Raw genomic sequence first — 15,776 nt, 5'->3', positions numbered from 1 at the left:
GGCTTAACACGCCACTTGGTAAGAACTTGCGTTTGGAACTAGGTAAAAAGTGTCACTCGTTAAAGACTGGGAAACCACACTTGGGGTATGGGGACTCGGTAATCTGGGGAACTCGTCAACTTGGCTTTTGGTCACTCGGAAACAACGCACACACTCGGGTAACTCAGTACGCAGCCTTGTCGGTCAGCAGCGCGAGCGGCGTCACGATCAGGATCTTCAGGTCCAGCGCCAGCGACCAATCACGGATGTAATCCAGGTCGAGCGAAGCGCGGCGGGCCATTTTGTTCAGGGTTTCGGTTTCGCCGCGGGCGTTGTTCACCTGGGCCCAACCGGTCATGCCGGGCTTCACGGCGTAGCGGGCCATGTAGTTGGTGATCTGCGGCGCATAGAATTCGTCATGTGCAACAGCGTGGGGGCGCGGGCCAACCAGGGACATGTGGCCAAGCAGAACGTTCAGCAGCTGCGGCAGCTCGTCGATGGATGTTTTGCGCAGGAAGGCGCCAACCCGTGTGATGCGTGCGTCGCCGCGGCGGGCCTGGGCCAGGCCTGCACCCACTGTCATCGAGCGGAACTTGAAGATGCGGAAGACTTTGCCGTTCAGGCCGGTGCGGTCTTGCAGGAACAGAACCGGGCCGCGGCTTTCAAGGCGGATCGCGATGGCGACGATGACGAGCACTGGCAGCAGCAGCAAAATGGCGACCAGAGCGATGGTGCGGTCCATTGCGTCTTTTGCAATGACCTGAAGGTTGGTCGACGCGGCGGCGAATGTTTGAGCTGTGTTTGTCATGTCGGCATCTCCAGATCGGCGTGTCAATTTATCTGCCACCAAATTGCCTGAAGCGGGTCTGGAACGCATCTGAGCGTAGGGTTAGGGAAAGCGAGATAAAGGTTAGGACGCGCCATTAACGATCTTCTATTGCGCCGAACGAAGCTCGAAAGGGAGGCCGAAATTGCGTTTCGAATACGGCACTACGCCTTTAGGATAGGGGGCTGTCGCCCCATCACGCTGCTTTATCTGCCCATTCTTTGCGCGGGGAGATTTTCTCGCGAAGGACATCGCTTAGCGCGGTGGGCATTGTCAGGGTGTTGACGCTCGGACAAACCGTGGCGGGAGCAGCGTTACTCAGACGGCCAGTTCCGCAGCATAGCCGGCCCACAGCGGGTACGCATCGGACTTGGCAGGGCGGCAGCCTTGTTGCGGCGCGACTGGACCAGAATGTCGAGCACATCACCATGGGCGTCGACCGCGCGCCAAAGTCAGCGGGTCTCCCCTTGATGCGGGACAAACCGTCAATCTTCAACATGACGGCGACCTACCCTGACGCCTTGATGTCAGCAACCTGACAATGCCGCCGCAACCGATCTCCAGCCGATCACCCGGGTTTGCATGGGATGTCATCTGTGGAACCTGGCGGGCCTCGTACAGCAAGGCGACCAGATCGAAGCCGCCGTCACCGCGTCCAGGATCGCTGTCGGCGAGGAAAGGGGTGTCATATTCGCGCCGCTCGCTATGGGCGGGGCAGGGGCGCTGCGTGTCTCGGGCTCGCCAGCCGAACGCTTGGGCCTCTGGTTGGATCGGATGAGCAGCGCAATTCTGACGGCAATGCGCACACTTGAAGATGTAGAAGCGTGGACCGGTCGGGCAGAAAACGTCATGGCGCAATTTTCTGGCCGCACATCGGTTGCCTTGCGAAAAACCTTCTCTCAGTGGCCCTTGGTCTCTGCCCCAATGGCAGAGGCGATGACTGGAGCCAGTCGCGCCGCCGTTCAGGACTTCTCTAAATTCGTGGCCCGCTCACGGGCAAAGACATACCGAAGATCAGCGCCCAACTACGAGCGTAGTAAAGTGCGCGCCCCAAGGCGACACCTATTGATCAAAAGAAAACTCTGCCAGCACCTTCTCATGTGCCTCCCGGAGGGTGGTTTCCAGAAGGGGTTTGATGTCGGCAAAGCGCATTGTCGGGACAGGGACCGAGATTGCGTGATAGTTTCCGCTCAGGTCACGGAAGGCGAAGCCGATGGCAGAGATACCATCGGTGTGTTCGTTCATGTCATAAGCCAGACCCTTTGCGCGGATATCATTCAGCTTGGCCCGCAACGCCTCCACCTCACCCTTCGACAGTTTTCCGGCGGTTTCATGCTCGATAAGGGGCTGGGCCTCGTTTTGAGTCATAAGGGCAAGGCAGGCAAGCCCGTTGGCGGTTGTCGTCAGGGGGAAAACCTCGCCTACTGATGACACCGTGCGCAGCCTGTGCAATCCGGGCACCTGATCCAGAAAGATCATGCCGCCGTTTCGCAGCACAGCCAGATCGGTGGTTTCCCCCGTCTTCTGGGTGATGTCGTTCAGGATCGCGCGGCAACGTTCTATGATATTGAAATTCGCCGCCTCGGCAAAGGCGCCCAACTCGGGGCCAAGGCGGAAACCGCCGCCATTTGGGTCCTGAATGATGAACCGCTCTGTGGATAGGGCGCCTGTGATTCGCTGTACCGTAGAGCGGGGCAGATCCACGCGGCGGGCAATCTGGCCGAGGCTCAGCCCGCTTCGTTCTTCTTTCAGCGTACGCAAGATTGCGGCGGCGCGCGCAATGACCTGAATGCCTGAGCGGTCTTTTTTGTCATTCTGATCAAACATCTACTGTTTGTACCTTTCATTCGTATCCGCAGCGGATTCCTCATATCTCGTTTCAATATGTATCGCAATGCGGTGCAGGTCAATCGGATTGCAGGTTTTTATTGACCGGATAGTGGGCACTTTGTATCGTCATTCGGGACAGGGGGAGGAGCTTCCTGCCATGACATTCAATCCGACACCGGCCCGCCGCCGGTGAACAGAGAAGGTGAATCTGATGGTCGAAATCCGCGGGATCGAGTTTCAAGGCAACACTGATAACGACATGGGGCTGGAGTTCTACAACCTCAGCCATCGGTTCGGTTTCCAGAACCCCAACTGGCCATATTTTCAGGATACCAAGATCGAACGTATCCACTACATGGCCAAATCCGGCGTGTTGAGCCAACGCATCACCACGACGATGCACGCAACCACCCATATTGATGCGCCCGCCCACGTGGTGCAGGGCACGCCCTTTATCGACGAAGTGCCGCTGCCTCATTTCTTCGGCACGGGCATCGTAGTTTCGATCCCAAAGAAGAAATGGGAGCCGATCACAGGTGAGGATCTGGAGAAAGCCTGTGGTCACGCGATCCGCAAGGGCGATGTGTTGATCATCAACACCGGCTGGCATCATGATTACGAAGATGGCGATTATTTTGCCTACTGCCCCGGTCTTGTGCCTTCGGCCGGCGAATGGATGGTCGAAAAAGGCGTCAAGGTTGTTGGCCACGACACCCAAGCGAACGACCACCCGCTGGCAACCGCGATCGGCCCCCAGCGCAATGGTCCGCTGCTGCCGCATCTGGAGCAGGAGTATAAGGAATGGTCCGGCGGCAACGACTGGAAAGACGATTTCCCCGAGTGGGAGCCGGTGCATAACATCTTGTTCAAGAACGGTATTCTTGGCATCGAGAACGTCGGTGGCGATCTGGATGCGGTGACCGGCAAGCGCTGCACATTCGCCTTTTTCCCATGGAACTGGGATCGCGGAGACGGCTGTATCATCCGCCTTGTCGCAATGATCGACAAATCACAGAACTTCCGCATCGATGATGGCGCGGACTTCTAATCACTCCCGAGCTGGCCGCCGGGATGACCGGCGGCCTCTTTTGATGATGCAACCGCGCGGGAGGGCGCCATGCATGTAAAAAGATTTCCCGATGCGCAATCCTATGAGGCGCCCAATCATTTCGGCTGCTGCGGCCTGCGCTTGCAAGGCTTTGAGGACGGCGGGCCGACGAACCAATGGGTCGGGTTCAGCCAGTTCTTGCCTGGTGGCGGCGCGGGGCCGGACAGCACCCCGTTTGAAAAGGTTTACGTCGTTCTTGAAGGCGAGATGACGGTGATCATCGACGGTGCCGAAACCGTGCTGGGCCGGATGGACAGCTGCACCATTCCCGCAAACGAGATTCGCAGAATCGAGAACCGCGCGAACCACGTCTGCAAGATGCTGGTCGTGATGCCCTATCCGCCACAACCTAACCCGGGGACCTGAGACATGAACGTATTGGCAAATCCTCTTTCGATGTTCGAGGTCAAGGGCCAGGTGGCGATGATCACCGGTGCTTCTGGCGCTTTCGGCATGGTGGCCGCACGCGTTTTGGCCGGTGCGGGCTGCAAGCTGGTGCTTGTTGCCGGCAATCAGGATGCACTTGATGAAATTGCGCAGGAATGCCGCGGCATGGGGGCCGAGGTGACGGCGATCAACAAGCGCCCATCGCACGAGGATACCTGCGACGGGCTGGTGGCAAGTGCGGTAGAGGCCTACGGGCGGCTCGACATTCTTGTTGTTGCCTCTGGCATGAACAAGGTCGCGCTTATCAATGAGATGGAGCCGGAAACCTTCGAGGCTGTCATGGACGCCAACGTCACTCAAAGCTGGTTGCTGGCACGTGCCGCTGCGGGCCAAATGAAGGCGCAAGGCGAAGGCGGCAAGATCGTGCTGGTCTCCTCCGCGCGCGGGCTTCTGGGCCATCCGGCGGGCTACACCGCCTATTGTGCCTCAAAGGCGGCGGTCGACGGCCTGACCAAGGCGTTGGGTTGCGAACTCGGGCCCACCGGTATCACCGTCAACGCCATCGCGCCGACCGTTTTCCGCTCGCCGCTGACCGCGTGGATGTTTGGCGATGATGAAAAGGCCAAGACGGTGCGTGAAGGGTTCCTCGCCCGCGTGCCCAAGGGTCGCTTGGGCGAGCCTGAAGACCTGGCCGGGCCGCTCTTGTTCCTCGCCTCCAAGGCCTCAGATTTTTACACCGGGCATATTCTGTATGCTGACGGTGGCTATACGGCGGGTTGATCGATGGTTCCCAAGAAACAGCAGATCGCGGTTATCGGTGCGGGGCTTATGGGCCACGGGATCGCGCTGACGCTTGCCCGAGCGGGGCAATACGTGGCCCTTACCGATCCGCATGAGGAGACGCTGAAATCTGCGCCCAAGCGGATTTCCGACAGCCTTAAGGTGCTAGGGGCGGATGAGGACGAGATTGCCCGCGCTCTCAAGATGATCGAGTTGTGTAGTTCTGTTGGTTCTGCCGTGCGCAACGCGAATTTCGTGTTCGAGGCCGCACCCGAGAAACTGGACCTTAAACGCCGGATTTTCGCGGACATCGAACATCATGCGCCTGCGCATACGGTGCTGGCCTCCAATACTTCGGTCATCCAGATCACCAAGATCATGGAAGGGCTAAACCATCCCGAACGCGCACTTGGCACCCACTGGTGGAACCCGCCGCACATGATCCCGCTGGTCGAAGTGATCAAGACCGAATGGACCGATGCAGAGGTTGCAGACCGTATGTTTGCGCTGCTTGCTGACGCCGGCAAGACCCCGGTGATGGTCGAAAAGGACGTGCCGGGCTTTATCGGCAATCGCCTGCAACATGCGTTGTGGCGCGAGGCGGTGAGCCTTGTAGAGCGCGGCATTTGCGATGCGGAGGCCGTTGATACGGTCGTGAAATCCTGTTTCGGTCGCCGCCTTGCAGTGCTCGGCCCGCTGGAAAACGCCGATCTCGTCGGCACCGATCTGACGCTCGACATTCATGAAAACGTGCTCTTCGATCTGGAGAGCCGTCAAGGGCCGTCACCTTATCTCAAGCAACTCGTGGAGGAGGGAAAGCTTGGGATGAAAAGCGGCGAGGGCTTCCGCAAATGGACAGACGCCGAAGCCGAAGCCGTGCGCGCCCGCGTTGGTACGCATCTGAGAAAACTAGAAGGCATCCTAGACTAAACCAAAATGCCGGACGGAGACCGGCGAAAGGGAGGAAAAATGACCAGATTCAAGACACCATCACGCCGTGGATTTCTGGCCGGTGGCACAGCGTTTTTGGCGGCGCCTGCGATCCTGCACAGCACCCGCGCCTATGCGCAGACCCCGACGCTGCGGGTCGGCCACGTCAGCCCGCGCACGGGCCCCTTGGCCGGATTTGCCGAGGCCGATGACTACGTGTTGGGCGCCATTCAGGACCGCTTCAGCGCCGGTATCGAAAACAACGGCAAGACTTGGAACATCGAGATCATCTCGAAGGACAGTCAGTCGAACCCGAACCGCGCCGCAGAAGTGGCGGCCGACCTGATCCTCGGTGACGAGGTGGATATCATCGTCGCGGCCTCGACCCCCGACACTGTAAACCCGGTATCCGATCAGGCCGAGATCAACGAAGTGCCCTGCATCACGACCGACTGCCCGTGGCAGCCCTATTTCTTCGGCCGCAATGGCGTGCCGGGGACGGGCTTTGACTACACCTACCACTTCTTCTGGGGCCTTGAGGATGTGATCGGTGCCTTCCTTGATATGTGGGATAGCACAGGCGTGACGAAGACTGTTGGCGGGTTGTTCCCCAACGATGCGGACGGCAATGCATGGGGCGACGCCGAGCTTGGTTTGCCCAAGCCGCTGGCCACTGCAGGCTATGATCTGACTGACCCGGGCCGCTACCAGCCGCTGAACGACGACTTCTCGAATTACATCAACGCCTTCAAGGAAGTTGGGGCCGAGATTGTCACCGGCAACATGATCGCGCCTGATTTTGCGACCTTCTGGGCGCAAGCGGCGCAGCAGGGGTTCAACCCCAAGATCGTGACGATCGGCAAGGCATTGCTGTTCCCGTCGGTGATCGAATCCCTGGGTGACCGGGGCGATGGCCTGTCGTCCGAGGTCTGGTGGTCTCCCAGCCACCCGTTCAACTCGTCCCTGACCGGCGCAAGTTCCAAGGAACTGGCCGAAGGGTATACCGCCGCCTCTGGCCGCACGTGGACACAGCCCATCGGCTTCAAGCACGCCCTGTTCGAAGTGGTCGCCGATGTTGTCAAACGGGCCGCTGATCTGGAGGACTATGCGTCGATCGCTGCTGCGATCCCGGAGACCAAGCTCGACACGATTGTCGGCCCTGTCGACTGGTCCAATGGCCCGATCAACAACGTCACCAAGACGCCGCTGGTTGCAGGCCAGTGGCAGAAAGAAGGCGACGCATTCGATCTCAAGATCGTGGCAAACTCCCACGCGCCGCAAATCGCGACGACGGGCGAGATGAAACTGCTCTGATCCCTGCGGGCGGCGGCGCAATCCGCTGCCCAACACCCCCACTCCGGAGACCGCAATGACGCAGATTCTGCAACTTGACGGCCTGTCCAAAGCTTTCGGTGCCGTCACCGTGGCCGACAGCCTCAGCTATGCGCTGAATGAAGGCGAAGCGCTCGGCGTGTTGGGCCCCAACGGCGCGGGCAAGACATCCATGTTCAACCTGATCACGGGCACCCTGCAACCGAATTCGGGGCGTATCACCTTCGCTGGTGAGGATATCACCTCTCACAGTGCGGCGCGGCGCTCCCGCTCCGGGATCGCGCGCAGCTTTCAGGTGCCGCAGCCCTTTACCCATATGACGGTTTTCGAGAACGCCATGGTCGCGGCGACGCAATCGGCCGGATTGCGCCGCCATGAGGCGGAGCGGTTATGCATTGACGTTCTTGAACAGACGGAACTTCTGGACAAGGCCAACGACCGTGCCGGCGGGCTGACCCTGCTGAACCGCAAACGGCTGGAATTGACCCGTGCCCTTTGTGCCAAACCGCGCCTTCTGCTGCTTGACGAGATCGCGGGCGGGCTGACCGAGGCGGAATGCACCTCGTTGATCGCAACCATCAAATCGATCCATGCCAGCGGCGTTTCGATCATCTGGATCGAACATGTGGTCCACGCGCTGATGGCGGTGGTCGAGCGGCTGATCGTGATCGATTTCGGCAAGAAGATCGCCGAGGGCGCGCCAAAGTCGATCATGGAAAGCCCCGAAGTGCAGGAAATTTATCTGGGGATTGAAGCCGATGCCTGAACCGATCCTGACACTGCGCGGGCTTGATGCCTTTTACGGAGATTTTCAGGCGCTTTATGGCGTCGATCTGACCGTTTCCGAAGGCGAGGTTCTGGCGATCATTGGCGCGAACGGCGCAGGGAAAACGACGCTCTTGCGCTCAATCTCGGGGCTCATCGGCAACATGGCCGAGCAGGTGCAGTTTCGGGGCGCATCCATCGGGGCGGAACGCCCCGACGTGATCGCGCAGATGGGCCTTGCGATGGTGCCCGAAGGCCGCCAGCTTTTCCCTTCGCTTTCGGTCGCGGAGAACCTGATGATCGGCGGGCGGGTCAACCGAGAAGGCCCGTGGAACCTGCGGAAAGTCTATGATCTGTTCCCGATCCTAGAGGAGCGCAAGGCGCAGGCGTCGACCTCTCTGTCAGGTGGCCAGCAACAGATGGTCGCCATTGGCCGCGCGCTGATGGCCAACCCCGATCTGATCATGTTTGACGAAATCAGCCTTGGCCTCGCGCCGGTGATCATTCGCGACATCTACAAGGCACTGCCGGGTATCGTGGGCGGCGGCATGAGTGCGGTGATCGTCGAACAGGACATTACCAAAGCGCTCGAAGTCTCTTCTCGCGTCTACTGCCTTCAAGAGGGCCGCGTGTCTCTCGAAGGCAAGTCTGACGCCGTATCGCGCGAAGACATCGCACGCGCCTATTTCGGAGTGGAATGACATGGATCTTGTGAATGCAGTTGTTCAAGGCACCTTGCTGGGCGGGCTTTATGCGCTTTTTGCGGCCGGGCTGTCGTTGATTTTTGGCGTTATGCGGCTGGTCAACATTGCCCATGGCGATCTGATCGTGCTGGCCGCCTATCTGGGCCTGACGACGACCGCGGCCCTTGGGGTGCATCCACTGGTCGCGCTGATCGTGGTGGTGCCTGCCATGGCGGGCATCGGTTATGTGCTGCAAAGGGCCGTGCTGAACCACACTCTTGGAGATGACATCCTGCCGCCCTTGCTTGTCACGTTTGGGCTGTCGGTCATTATCCAGAACGCGCTGCTGGAAGGCTATTCCGCCGATCCGCAGAAGATGGACGCGGGTGCGCTTGAGACAGCGTCCGTTGCACTCGGTCCACTTTCCCTGGGCGTCTTGCCGCTCTTGACCTTCGCCTTCGCCATTGCGGTGATTGCGGGGCTCCAGTGGGTTTTTTATCGCACGCCATTGGGCCGCGCCTTTCGCGCCACATCGGACAATCAGGACATTGCTCAGCTTATGGGGCTGAACAAGCGGCATGTCTTCGGAATGGCTATGGCGCTGGCACTGGCGGTGACGGCTGTGGCCGGCATCCTCTTGGGCATCCGCACCAGTTTTGATCCGTCCGTGGGCGGCGGGCGGCTGATCTTCGGATTCGAGGCGGTCATCATTGGCGGGCTTGGCAACCTTTGGGGCACCCTCGTCGGCGGTGTCATCCTTGGCGTCGCCCAGACCGTGGGCGCGACGATCAATCCCGGCTGGCAGCTCTTGGCGGGCCACATCGCTTTTCTTGTCATTCTCGCCGTGCGTCCCAACGGCCTATTCCCGAGGATCAGCGGATGACCAACCATATCCGAATAAGTCGAACATCGAGCGCCGCCAAATTGGCCGCAGTCCTGGCCGCGTTGATCGTAGTTATCCTGATCGCTGCGCCATACTGGGCAGGTCGCGCCGATATGCGGTTGATGGGCGAGATATTCCTCTACCTCGCGCTGGCCTCGCTCTGGAACCTCTTGGCAGGTTACGCCGGGCTGGTTTCGGTCGGGCAGCAAGCCTATGTCGGTTTTGGCGGCTACATGCTGTTCGCGCTGACGATCTTTGCAGGCTTGCCGCCGGTGGTCGCTATCGCTCTGGCCGGGGTTCTGGGCGCGTTGATCTCGATCCCTGTCGCCGCGTTGATCTTCAGGCTGCGGGGCGCCTATTTCGCCATCGGGACCTGGGTCATGGCGGAGGTTTTCCGGCTGTCATTTGCGCAAGTATCGGCATTGGGCGGCGGTTCCGGCACCTCGCTGCCGACAGATATCGTCCGCTCAATGGCGGATGGCCGATCCGAGCGCGAGGCGCTGGCTTATTGGCTGGCCTTGGGCGCGGCGCTGGTTGTCGTTACCGCTGTCTACCTTCTGTTGCGCTCACGCAAGGGGCTGGCGTTAACAGCGATCCGTGACAATGAACTGGCGTCCGCGTCTCTGGGCATCGACATTTGGCGAACGAAGTTCTTCGTCTATGTCGTGACCTCTGGCCTCACAGCCGTCATCGGCGCGCTTATCTTCCTGCAAAAGCTGCGGATTTCCCCCGATGCCGCGTTCAGCGTGAACGACTGGACCGCTTTCGTGATCTTCATCGTGGTCATCGGTGGCATCGGGACCATCGAAGGCCCGATCATCGGCACGCTGATCTTCTTTTTGCTGCGCGAAACCCTCGCGGACCTTGGCACCATTTACCTCATGGTCCTCGGCCTCGTCGCGATTGTGGTGATGTTGAAAGCACCGCAAGGGGTCTGGGGCTTCATCAGCCAGCGTTTCAACTTGCAACTCTTCCCGCTCGGCTACCGCGTCGAGCGCCCCAAAGACAGCTAAGGAGGCCATGATGGCTCGCCAGAAGACGATAATCACCTGCGCCATCACGGGCGCGATCCATACGCCCACAATGTCGGACGCGCTGCCCTTTACGTATGATGACATCGCCCAGCAGGCGATGGAAGCTGCCGAGGCTGGCGCGTCGATCTTGCACTTGCATGCCCGCGACAACGAAACGGGTGCGCCCTCGGTCGATGTGAAGGATTTCCAGCCCTTCCTGCCGCGCATCAAGCAGGCGACCGATGCGGTGGTGAACATCTCAACCGGCGGGTCGCTGTCGCTGTCAATTCAGGACAGGATCACACCCGCCAAGACCTTCAGCCCCGAAATGTGTTCGATGAACATGGGGTCGATGAATTTCTCGTTCCATCCGCTCGCCAACCGCTACGGCGAAGACGACTGGAAGTTCGATTGGGAGAAGGATTACGTCGCGAATTCCGATGGCAATATCTTCCGCAACACGTTCCGGGATATCAAGGAAGCAGCCGAGACACTGGCCCCGCATGACATCAAGTTCGAGCATGAGTGCTATGACGTTGGCCACCTTTATAATTTGAAGTTCTGCATGGATATCGGTCTGTTCAAGGCTCCGATCTTCATTCAGTTCATCTTTGGTATCCTTGGCGGCATCGGGCCCGAGGTTGATAATCTTGTCTTCATGAAGCGCACTGCGGACCGGCTTTTTGGTGACGATTACCGCTGGTCGGTTCTGGGGGCAGGGGGATCGCAGATGACCCTTGCGACAACCGCCAGCCAGATCGGCGGCAACGTCCGCGTGGGGCTGGAGGACAGCCTGTTCATCTCGCGCGGGAAGCTGGCCGAGAGTAACGCCCAGCAAGTTGCCAAGATTCGCCGTATTGTCGAGGACCTTGGCTGCGAGGTCGCAACCCCCGATGAAGCCCGCGAAATTCTGGACCTCAAAGGGGGCGACCGCGTCAATTTTTAGGTCGTGCGGAGCATGTCGCGTTCCTGTTGCAAACGGCGGGCAGACACGCCGGGCTCTGCGCCCCAGACGGTGATCCAGCGGTAGAAAACCGGCGTCAGAAACAGGGTGAAGACGGTGGCAAAGCCTAGCCCGCCGACGATCACCCAGCCGACCGCGATACGCGCTTCGGCACCTGCACCCGATGACAGGACAAGAGGCAGGCCGCCAAAGACGGTCGACACCATTGTCATCATCACAGGCCGGATGCGCAGGCGCAGGGCGTCGCGGATGGCGCTATCGATGTCTTGGCCCGCTTCGCGCAACTGGTTGGCAAATTCGACTATCAGAATGCCGTTCTTCGCCATCACCCCGATCAACAGAACAAGACCGATCTGGCTGTAATAGTTCAGCGAACCGTCGGTAATCGAAATGGCCAGCAAAGCAGCGGCAAGACCGAAAGGCACGGTCAACATAATGACGACAGCACTTGCAATGCTTTCGAATTGCGCGGCGAGCACGAGGAACACAACAATCGCGGCCACGCCGAACACCATATACATACCCGACTGGCTGTCGCCCAGTGTGGCGGCTTCGCCTGTGTAAATGATGCCCATGCCGTCGGGCAGGGTTTCGGCGGCAAGCTCTTCAACACGGGCCATGGCGGTGCCCAGATCAACACCGTCGGGCAAGTTGGCTTGGATCGAGACCGCCAAAGTGCCGCCCTGTCGTTCGATAGAGGACTGACTGACCACAGGGCTCAATGTCGCCGTCGATGACAGGGGCACATATTCACCGCTCGGAAGGCGGAGCTGGATACCTTCCAGGTCGTTGGGATCGTTGATCGGTGGTCCTCCGGGAACGACGCGCACGTCGGTCTCGGTATCGTCAAGAAAGACACTGACCGCGACGGTGCCTTGGGTCAGGGCGCTGATCGTTCCGCTGATGTCGGCTACGCTAAGGCCGAAAACGCCTGCCATTTCCTGATCCACTATGATCTCGAACTGCGCCTGCACGCTTTCGCCAGACACCTGCGGGCTAGAGAAGGCATCATCTTGGGCCATAGCGGCCACAAGTGCATCGGCGGCGTCTGTCATATCGTCAACGTTGGTCCCGCTGACCGCAAAGGTCAGCCCGTTTCCGCCGCCACGGATGTTTAGGCTGTTGGGCGAAATCGCGAAGACCTGCACGCCGGGCACGGTGGAGAGCATACCGTTGATCGGCCCCATCAGGTCCTGCTGTGACCACTCCCGATCCGCCCAGTCCGGCAGGCGGGCGATGATAAAGGCCGTGGTGCCGCCGCCGATCCCGATGATGCTTTGGACCGAGGTGATCTGCCCGCTTTCCTGAAATGGTGCGAGGATCTCTTCTATCTGGGTGATCTGCGAATCCAGATACTCGGGTGTCGTGTCGGATGCGCCGCGCGCCTGAACAAGAAAGAAACCCCGATCTTCTGTCGGTGTAATCGTTGAAGTGAGTGTGCTGGCCGCGCCGAGGGAAATGAGAGCGAAGCCAGCAGCGACGGCCAACACGAGGAGCGGCGCGCGAATGGCTTGGTCGGTCACCCAGTCGAAACCACGCGACAGCCGGCTTGGGGTTGCCGGGGTTTGCGACGTTTCTTCGTCGTGTTTCCCGGGGTCCAGAAGGGCCGCCAGAACTGGCGCCAGTGTCAGCGCAGCGACGGATGATAGCGTGACGGCAAAGGCCAGCACAAAGCCGAATTCGCTGAACACGCCACCGGCCTGACCGGGCAGGAAAGAGATCGGGATGAAAACGGCGGCCAGTGTCGCGGTGGTTGAAATGACGGCAAAGAAAACCTCGTTCGTGCCAGCGGCGGCGGCAGCGAATGCCCCCATGCCGTCTTTGCGTTTGCGTACGATGTTTTCGACCACCACGATGGCGTCATCCACCACCATCCCTGTGGCCAGAACCAGGGCCAAAAGGCTGATCGTGTTGATCGAAAACCCTGTCAGCCATATCGCGGCAATGGTGCCGACCAGAGCGACCGGAATGGTGATTGCGGGAATAAGCGTTGCCCGCAACGACCGCAGAAAGGCAAAGATGACAAGGATCACGATCACCGTCGCCATGCCGATGGATTTGATCACCTCGGTCAGCGCACCTTCGATAAATATGCCATCATCCGATGAAATGATCAGCTCTACGCCCTGCGGCAACACCTCGCGCAGCTCTTCAACAGCCTCCTGCACAGCCAGTGAGATTTCGAGCGTATTGCCCTCTGACTGGCGGGTGATGTCCAGCCCGATTGCCGTTTGGCCGTTCACACGCGTAGATACCTCGGTGTCTTCCGGCAGAAATTGAACCAGCGCCACATCCGAAATCCGGGTGTTCGAGCCGATGAGGATATCGCCGATGCTCTCGACGGTCACATCGGCGTTTCCAACCTGCAGGGCAATTGTTTGCGCGTCGGTTTCCAATTCACCCAAAGGCGTATCGTCACGTAGGTCCGCAAGGGCTGTTGTCACGTCGAACACAGTCAAACCGCGGCTGAGCAAAAGGCGATCATCAAGGCTGACGCGGAATTCGTTCGAGCGGTCGCCGCGGGTCGTGACTTCGGCAATACCGTCAATGAGGGACAGCCGACTGTAGATAGGACCTTCGGCAAGGGCCGTCAATTCGTCCAGCGAGACATCCCCCAGCAAGGCCAACCGAATGATCGCACTGGCGTTGCTGTCGGATTTCGAAACGGTTGGATCATCTTCAAGATCACCGGGAAGCTGGCGCACAGTCGCCGACACGATTTCGCGGGCCTCGTTTGCGGCAACGTCGATATCGGTGTCGTCTGACAGGTCGATGGTGATGCTGCTTGTTCCTGTCGAGGAGGTGGACTCGATATAGGACAGACCTTCGAGCGCGCTGAGCGCGTCTTCCAGAACTTGCGTGATTTCCTGATCGACCGTTGCGGGCGTTGCGCCATCGTATTCGGTGCGGATCGAGAGCACCGGCTGATCCACATCGGGCATTTCGCGCACATCAACAGAGGTGAGCGCGGCGAGGCCGGCGATCAGGATCAGGAGGTTGACCACAAAGCCGAAGATGGGCCGTGCGACAAAAAGATCGGCCAAGCCAGTGGCAGCGCGCTGGATGGTGGGCGTGCTCATGTCGGTTCCCGTTCTGTGAGTTGGGGTGCTGCATTCGCATCAGTGATCTGGGAGCCGACACGCAATTTGTGTGCGCCTTCGGCGATGATCATCGTGCCGGCGGGCAGATCGGCATCCAGCCAGACGTTTTCATCGCGGCGATGCAGGATCGTGACAGGCATGCTCTGCGCCTTGCCGTCGGACTCAAACCAGATGCTCGCCCCGTCGCGAGACCATGTGATTGCCGTGCTCGGCACGACCAGCAATGGGTCGCTTAGATCGGTGATTCGCGTTGTAAAGGTCATGCCCGGCCAAAGGAATCCATCAGGGTTCTCGACCCGCGCCCGGACCGTTATGCTGCGGGTGACATCGTCGATCCGGCTGTCAAAGGACGCGATCTCTCCGTAGAAGTTGCGCCCCGTCAGGGACGGGGTTTGCAACGTGACGGGGCGCCCGAGCGCGAGAAAGCCGACGGAGCGTTCGGGAAGTTCGAATTCCACGAGCAGCGCGCTGGCGTTGTCGATCGTGACAATCGGTGTATTCGCCGTCAGGAAATCGCCAACGTTCACGTCGCTAAGTCCGATTTTGCCAGAAATCGGCGCGCGGATGGTCAGGTCTTCCAGCGCAAGTTCCGCCTGCGCGACTGTGGCTTCGGCAAGGCGTTGGGTCAGGCGGGCCTCTGAAAGGGTGACATCCGTAATTGTCAGGTTCCCCGATTGCTGCAGTCGTTCATAACGGGCGACGGTCGCGTCGGCCTGTTCCAGCTCGCTTTGGGCGGTCTCAAGGGACAGCGTTGCTGCGCGGGCGTCAAGCTGAACCAACACATCCCCCTGCGAGACCAGCGCGTTTGGGGTCAGGTTGACCTCTACAATCCGGCCGGACACATCCGAGGTCACAGTCGCGCTGCTGACGGCCTCTGAATTGCCGATGGCGCGGAAGGTGTCTTCGAACGGCTGCATGTCCACAGGTGTCAACACGACGGTTGTCGCCCCGCCACCCGGTCTGCCACTTGGCCCGCCCGGCCCCTGGGTAACGGGGGCTTGCCCGTCAGCGCCCGTTGGTGCGCCACCTGGCACCCCAAACGACCAAACATAAGCGCCTGCAACGATTGCGAGTGACGCGATGACGTAAAGAAGCTTTTTCATGGAGCGGCCTTTCATCGAGCCTTTGGCGCGGTGATGGCGCGCAAACATATCAGGAGTAGTACGCAGCGTGTCTTCCGAGCCGCGTTTTTATT

At 59.7% G+C, this 15,776-nt stretch carries 14 protein-coding genes and 1 pseudogene; 10 read left to right on the top strand and 5 right to left on the bottom strand.

Going from position 1 to position 15,776, the window contains the following annotated elements:
• Positions 1 to 163: 163 nt before the first annotated feature.
• From E2L05_RS03820 to E2L05_RS03805, 3 genes and pseudogenes are all read right to left on the bottom strand, one after another.
• Positions 164 to 787 (bottom strand): exopolysaccharide biosynthesis polyprenyl glycosylphosphotransferase, encoded by a 624-nt coding sequence (locus E2L05_RS03820; RefSeq protein ID WP_165971676.1) that lies wholly within the window; start codon positions 785 to 787, stop codon positions 164 to 166.
• 395 nt (positions 788 to 1,182) lie between these two features.
• Positions 1,183 to 1,257, bottom strand: a pseudogene (locus tag E2L05_RS03815) (DDE-type integrase/transposase/recombinase); the annotation flags it as partial.
• 610 nt (positions 1,258 to 1,867) lie between these two features.
• Entirely contained in the window at positions 1,868 to 2,632 is a 765-nt protein-coding gene (locus E2L05_RS03805) for an IclR family transcriptional regulator (RefSeq protein ID WP_133341559.1), read from the bottom strand.
• Between the two features lie 214 nt (positions 2,633 to 2,846).
• On the opposite strand from E2L05_RS03805, the gene E2L05_RS03800 reads away from it, so the two are divergent.
• The 10 genes from E2L05_RS03800 (at position 2,847) to E2L05_RS03755 (ending at position 11,462) form a co-directional block, all read left to right on the top strand.
• Positions 2,847 to 3,683 carry a cyclase family protein gene (locus E2L05_RS03800; RefSeq protein WP_165971682.1) on the top strand — a complete coding sequence of 279 codons (837 nt, stop codon included), beginning with the start codon at positions 2,847 to 2,849 and terminating at the stop codon, positions 3,681 to 3,683.
• Positions 3,684 to 3,752: 69 nt separating this feature from the next.
• The gene (locus tag E2L05_RS03795; RefSeq protein WP_133341558.1) at positions 3,753 to 4,109 is read left to right on the top strand and encodes a cupin domain-containing protein; all 357 of its coding nucleotides are present in this window, start codon (positions 3,753 to 3,755) and stop codon (positions 4,107 to 4,109) included.
• Positions 4,110 to 4,112: 3 nt separating this feature from the next.
• A complete protein-coding gene (locus E2L05_RS03790) occupies positions 4,113 to 4,910 on the top strand; it encodes an SDR family NAD(P)-dependent oxidoreductase (protein WP_133341557.1) in 798 nt (265 codons plus the stop codon).
• Positions 4,911 to 4,913: 3 nt separating this feature from the next.
• Positions 4,914 to 5,840: a 3-hydroxyacyl-CoA dehydrogenase family protein gene (locus E2L05_RS03785; protein ID WP_133341556.1), complete on the top strand. Its 927-nt coding sequence runs from the start codon at positions 4,914 to 4,916 to the stop codon at positions 5,838 to 5,840.
• A 39-nt stretch (positions 5,841 to 5,879) separates the two neighbouring features.
• Positions 5,880 to 7,154: an ABC transporter substrate-binding protein gene (locus E2L05_RS03780; protein ID WP_133341555.1), complete on the top strand. Its 1,275-nt coding sequence runs from the start codon at positions 5,880 to 5,882 to the stop codon at positions 7,152 to 7,154.
• Positions 7,155 to 7,209: 55 nt separating this feature from the next.
• Positions 7,210 to 7,938 carry an ABC transporter ATP-binding protein gene (locus tag E2L05_RS03775; RefSeq protein ID WP_133341554.1) on the top strand — a complete coding sequence of 243 codons (729 nt, stop codon included), beginning with the start codon at positions 7,210 to 7,212 and terminating at the stop codon, positions 7,936 to 7,938.
• Positions 7,931 to 8,638, top strand: coding sequence for an ABC transporter ATP-binding protein (locus E2L05_RS03770; RefSeq protein WP_133341553.1), 708 nt, complete (start codon positions 7,931 to 7,933; stop codon positions 8,636 to 8,638). Before E2L05_RS03775 ends, E2L05_RS03770 begins: the two co-directional genes overlap by 8 nt.
• Before the next feature lies 1 nt (position 8,639).
• Positions 8,640 to 9,503 carry a branched-chain amino acid ABC transporter permease gene (locus tag E2L05_RS03765; protein ID WP_133341552.1) on the top strand — a complete coding sequence of 288 codons (864 nt, stop codon included), beginning with the start codon at positions 8,640 to 8,642 and terminating at the stop codon, positions 9,501 to 9,503.
• On the top strand, positions 9,500 to 10,516 hold the full coding sequence (locus tag E2L05_RS03760; protein WP_133341551.1) for a branched-chain amino acid ABC transporter permease: 1,017 nt from the start codon (positions 9,500 to 9,502) through the stop codon (positions 10,514 to 10,516). Before E2L05_RS03765 ends, E2L05_RS03760 begins: the two co-directional genes overlap by 4 nt.
• A gap of 7 nt (positions 10,517 to 10,523) precedes the next feature.
• Positions 10,524 to 11,462, top strand: coding sequence for a BKACE family enzyme (locus E2L05_RS03755; protein ID WP_133341550.1), 939 nt, complete (start codon positions 10,524 to 10,526; stop codon positions 11,460 to 11,462).
• Here the strand turns inward: E2L05_RS03755 and E2L05_RS03750 are convergent.
• Both E2L05_RS03750 and E2L05_RS03745 read right to left on the bottom strand, forming a co-directional pair.
• Positions 11,459 to 14,560: an efflux RND transporter permease subunit gene (locus E2L05_RS03750; protein WP_133341549.1), complete on the bottom strand. Its 3,102-nt coding sequence runs from the start codon at positions 14,558 to 14,560 to the stop codon at positions 11,459 to 11,461. The two genes, E2L05_RS03755 and E2L05_RS03750, sit on opposite strands and share 4 nt — an antisense overlap.
• The gene (locus tag E2L05_RS03745; RefSeq protein ID WP_133341548.1) at positions 14,557 to 15,684 is read right to left on the bottom strand and encodes an efflux RND transporter periplasmic adaptor subunit; all 1,128 of its coding nucleotides are present in this window, start codon (positions 15,682 to 15,684) and stop codon (positions 14,557 to 14,559) included. The genes E2L05_RS03750 and E2L05_RS03745 overlap by 4 nt, the downstream gene beginning before the upstream one ends.
• Between the last annotated feature and the right edge of the window lie 92 nt (positions 15,685 to 15,776).

Source organism: Meridianimarinicoccus aquatilis (assembly GCF_004358675.1).
GTDB lineage: Bacteria > Pseudomonadota > Alphaproteobacteria > Rhodobacterales > Rhodobacteraceae > Meridianimarinicoccus > Meridianimarinicoccus aquatilis.
This window is presented reverse-complemented; position numbering and strand designations above follow the sequence as displayed.

Bases quoted from the DNA above. Each gene is read 5' to 3' on its own strand.
- E2L05_RS03820 (WP_165971676.1), bottom strand. From the start codon at position 787: ATGACAAACACAGCTCAAACATTCGCCGCCGCGTCGACCAACCTTCAG.
- E2L05_RS03805 (WP_133341559.1), bottom strand. From the start codon at position 2,632: ATGTTTGATCAGAATGACAAAAAAGACCGCTCAGGCATTCAGGTCATT.
- E2L05_RS03800 (WP_165971682.1), top strand. From the start codon at position 2,847: ATGGTCGAAATCCGCGGGATCGAGTTTCAAGGCAACACTGATAACGAC.
- E2L05_RS03795 (WP_133341558.1), top strand. From the start codon at position 3,753: ATGCATGTAAAAAGATTTCCCGATGCGCAATCCTATGAGGCGCCCAAT.
- E2L05_RS03790 (WP_133341557.1), top strand. From the start codon at position 4,113: ATGAACGTATTGGCAAATCCTCTTTCGATGTTCGAGGTCAAGGGCCAG.
- E2L05_RS03785 (WP_133341556.1), top strand. From the start codon at position 4,914: ATGGTTCCCAAGAAACAGCAGATCGCGGTTATCGGTGCGGGGCTTATG.
- E2L05_RS03780 (WP_133341555.1), top strand. From the start codon at position 5,880: ATGACCAGATTCAAGACACCATCACGCCGTGGATTTCTGGCCGGTGGC.
- E2L05_RS03775 (WP_133341554.1), top strand. From the start codon at position 7,210: ATGACGCAGATTCTGCAACTTGACGGCCTGTCCAAAGCTTTCGGTGCC.
- E2L05_RS03770 (WP_133341553.1), top strand. From the start codon at position 7,931: ATGCCTGAACCGATCCTGACACTGCGCGGGCTTGATGCCTTTTACGGA.
- E2L05_RS03765 (WP_133341552.1), top strand. From the start codon at position 8,640: ATGGATCTTGTGAATGCAGTTGTTCAAGGCACCTTGCTGGGCGGGCTT.
- E2L05_RS03760 (WP_133341551.1), top strand. From the start codon at position 9,500: ATGACCAACCATATCCGAATAAGTCGAACATCGAGCGCCGCCAAATTG.
- E2L05_RS03755 (WP_133341550.1), top strand. From the start codon at position 10,524: ATGATGGCTCGCCAGAAGACGATAATCACCTGCGCCATCACGGGCGCG.
- E2L05_RS03750 (WP_133341549.1), bottom strand. From the start codon at position 14,560: ATGAGCACGCCCACCATCCAGCGCGCTGCCACTGGCTTGGCCGATCTT.
- E2L05_RS03745 (WP_133341548.1), bottom strand. From the start codon at position 15,684: ATGAAAAAGCTTCTTTACGTCATCGCGTCACTCGCAATCGTTGCAGGC.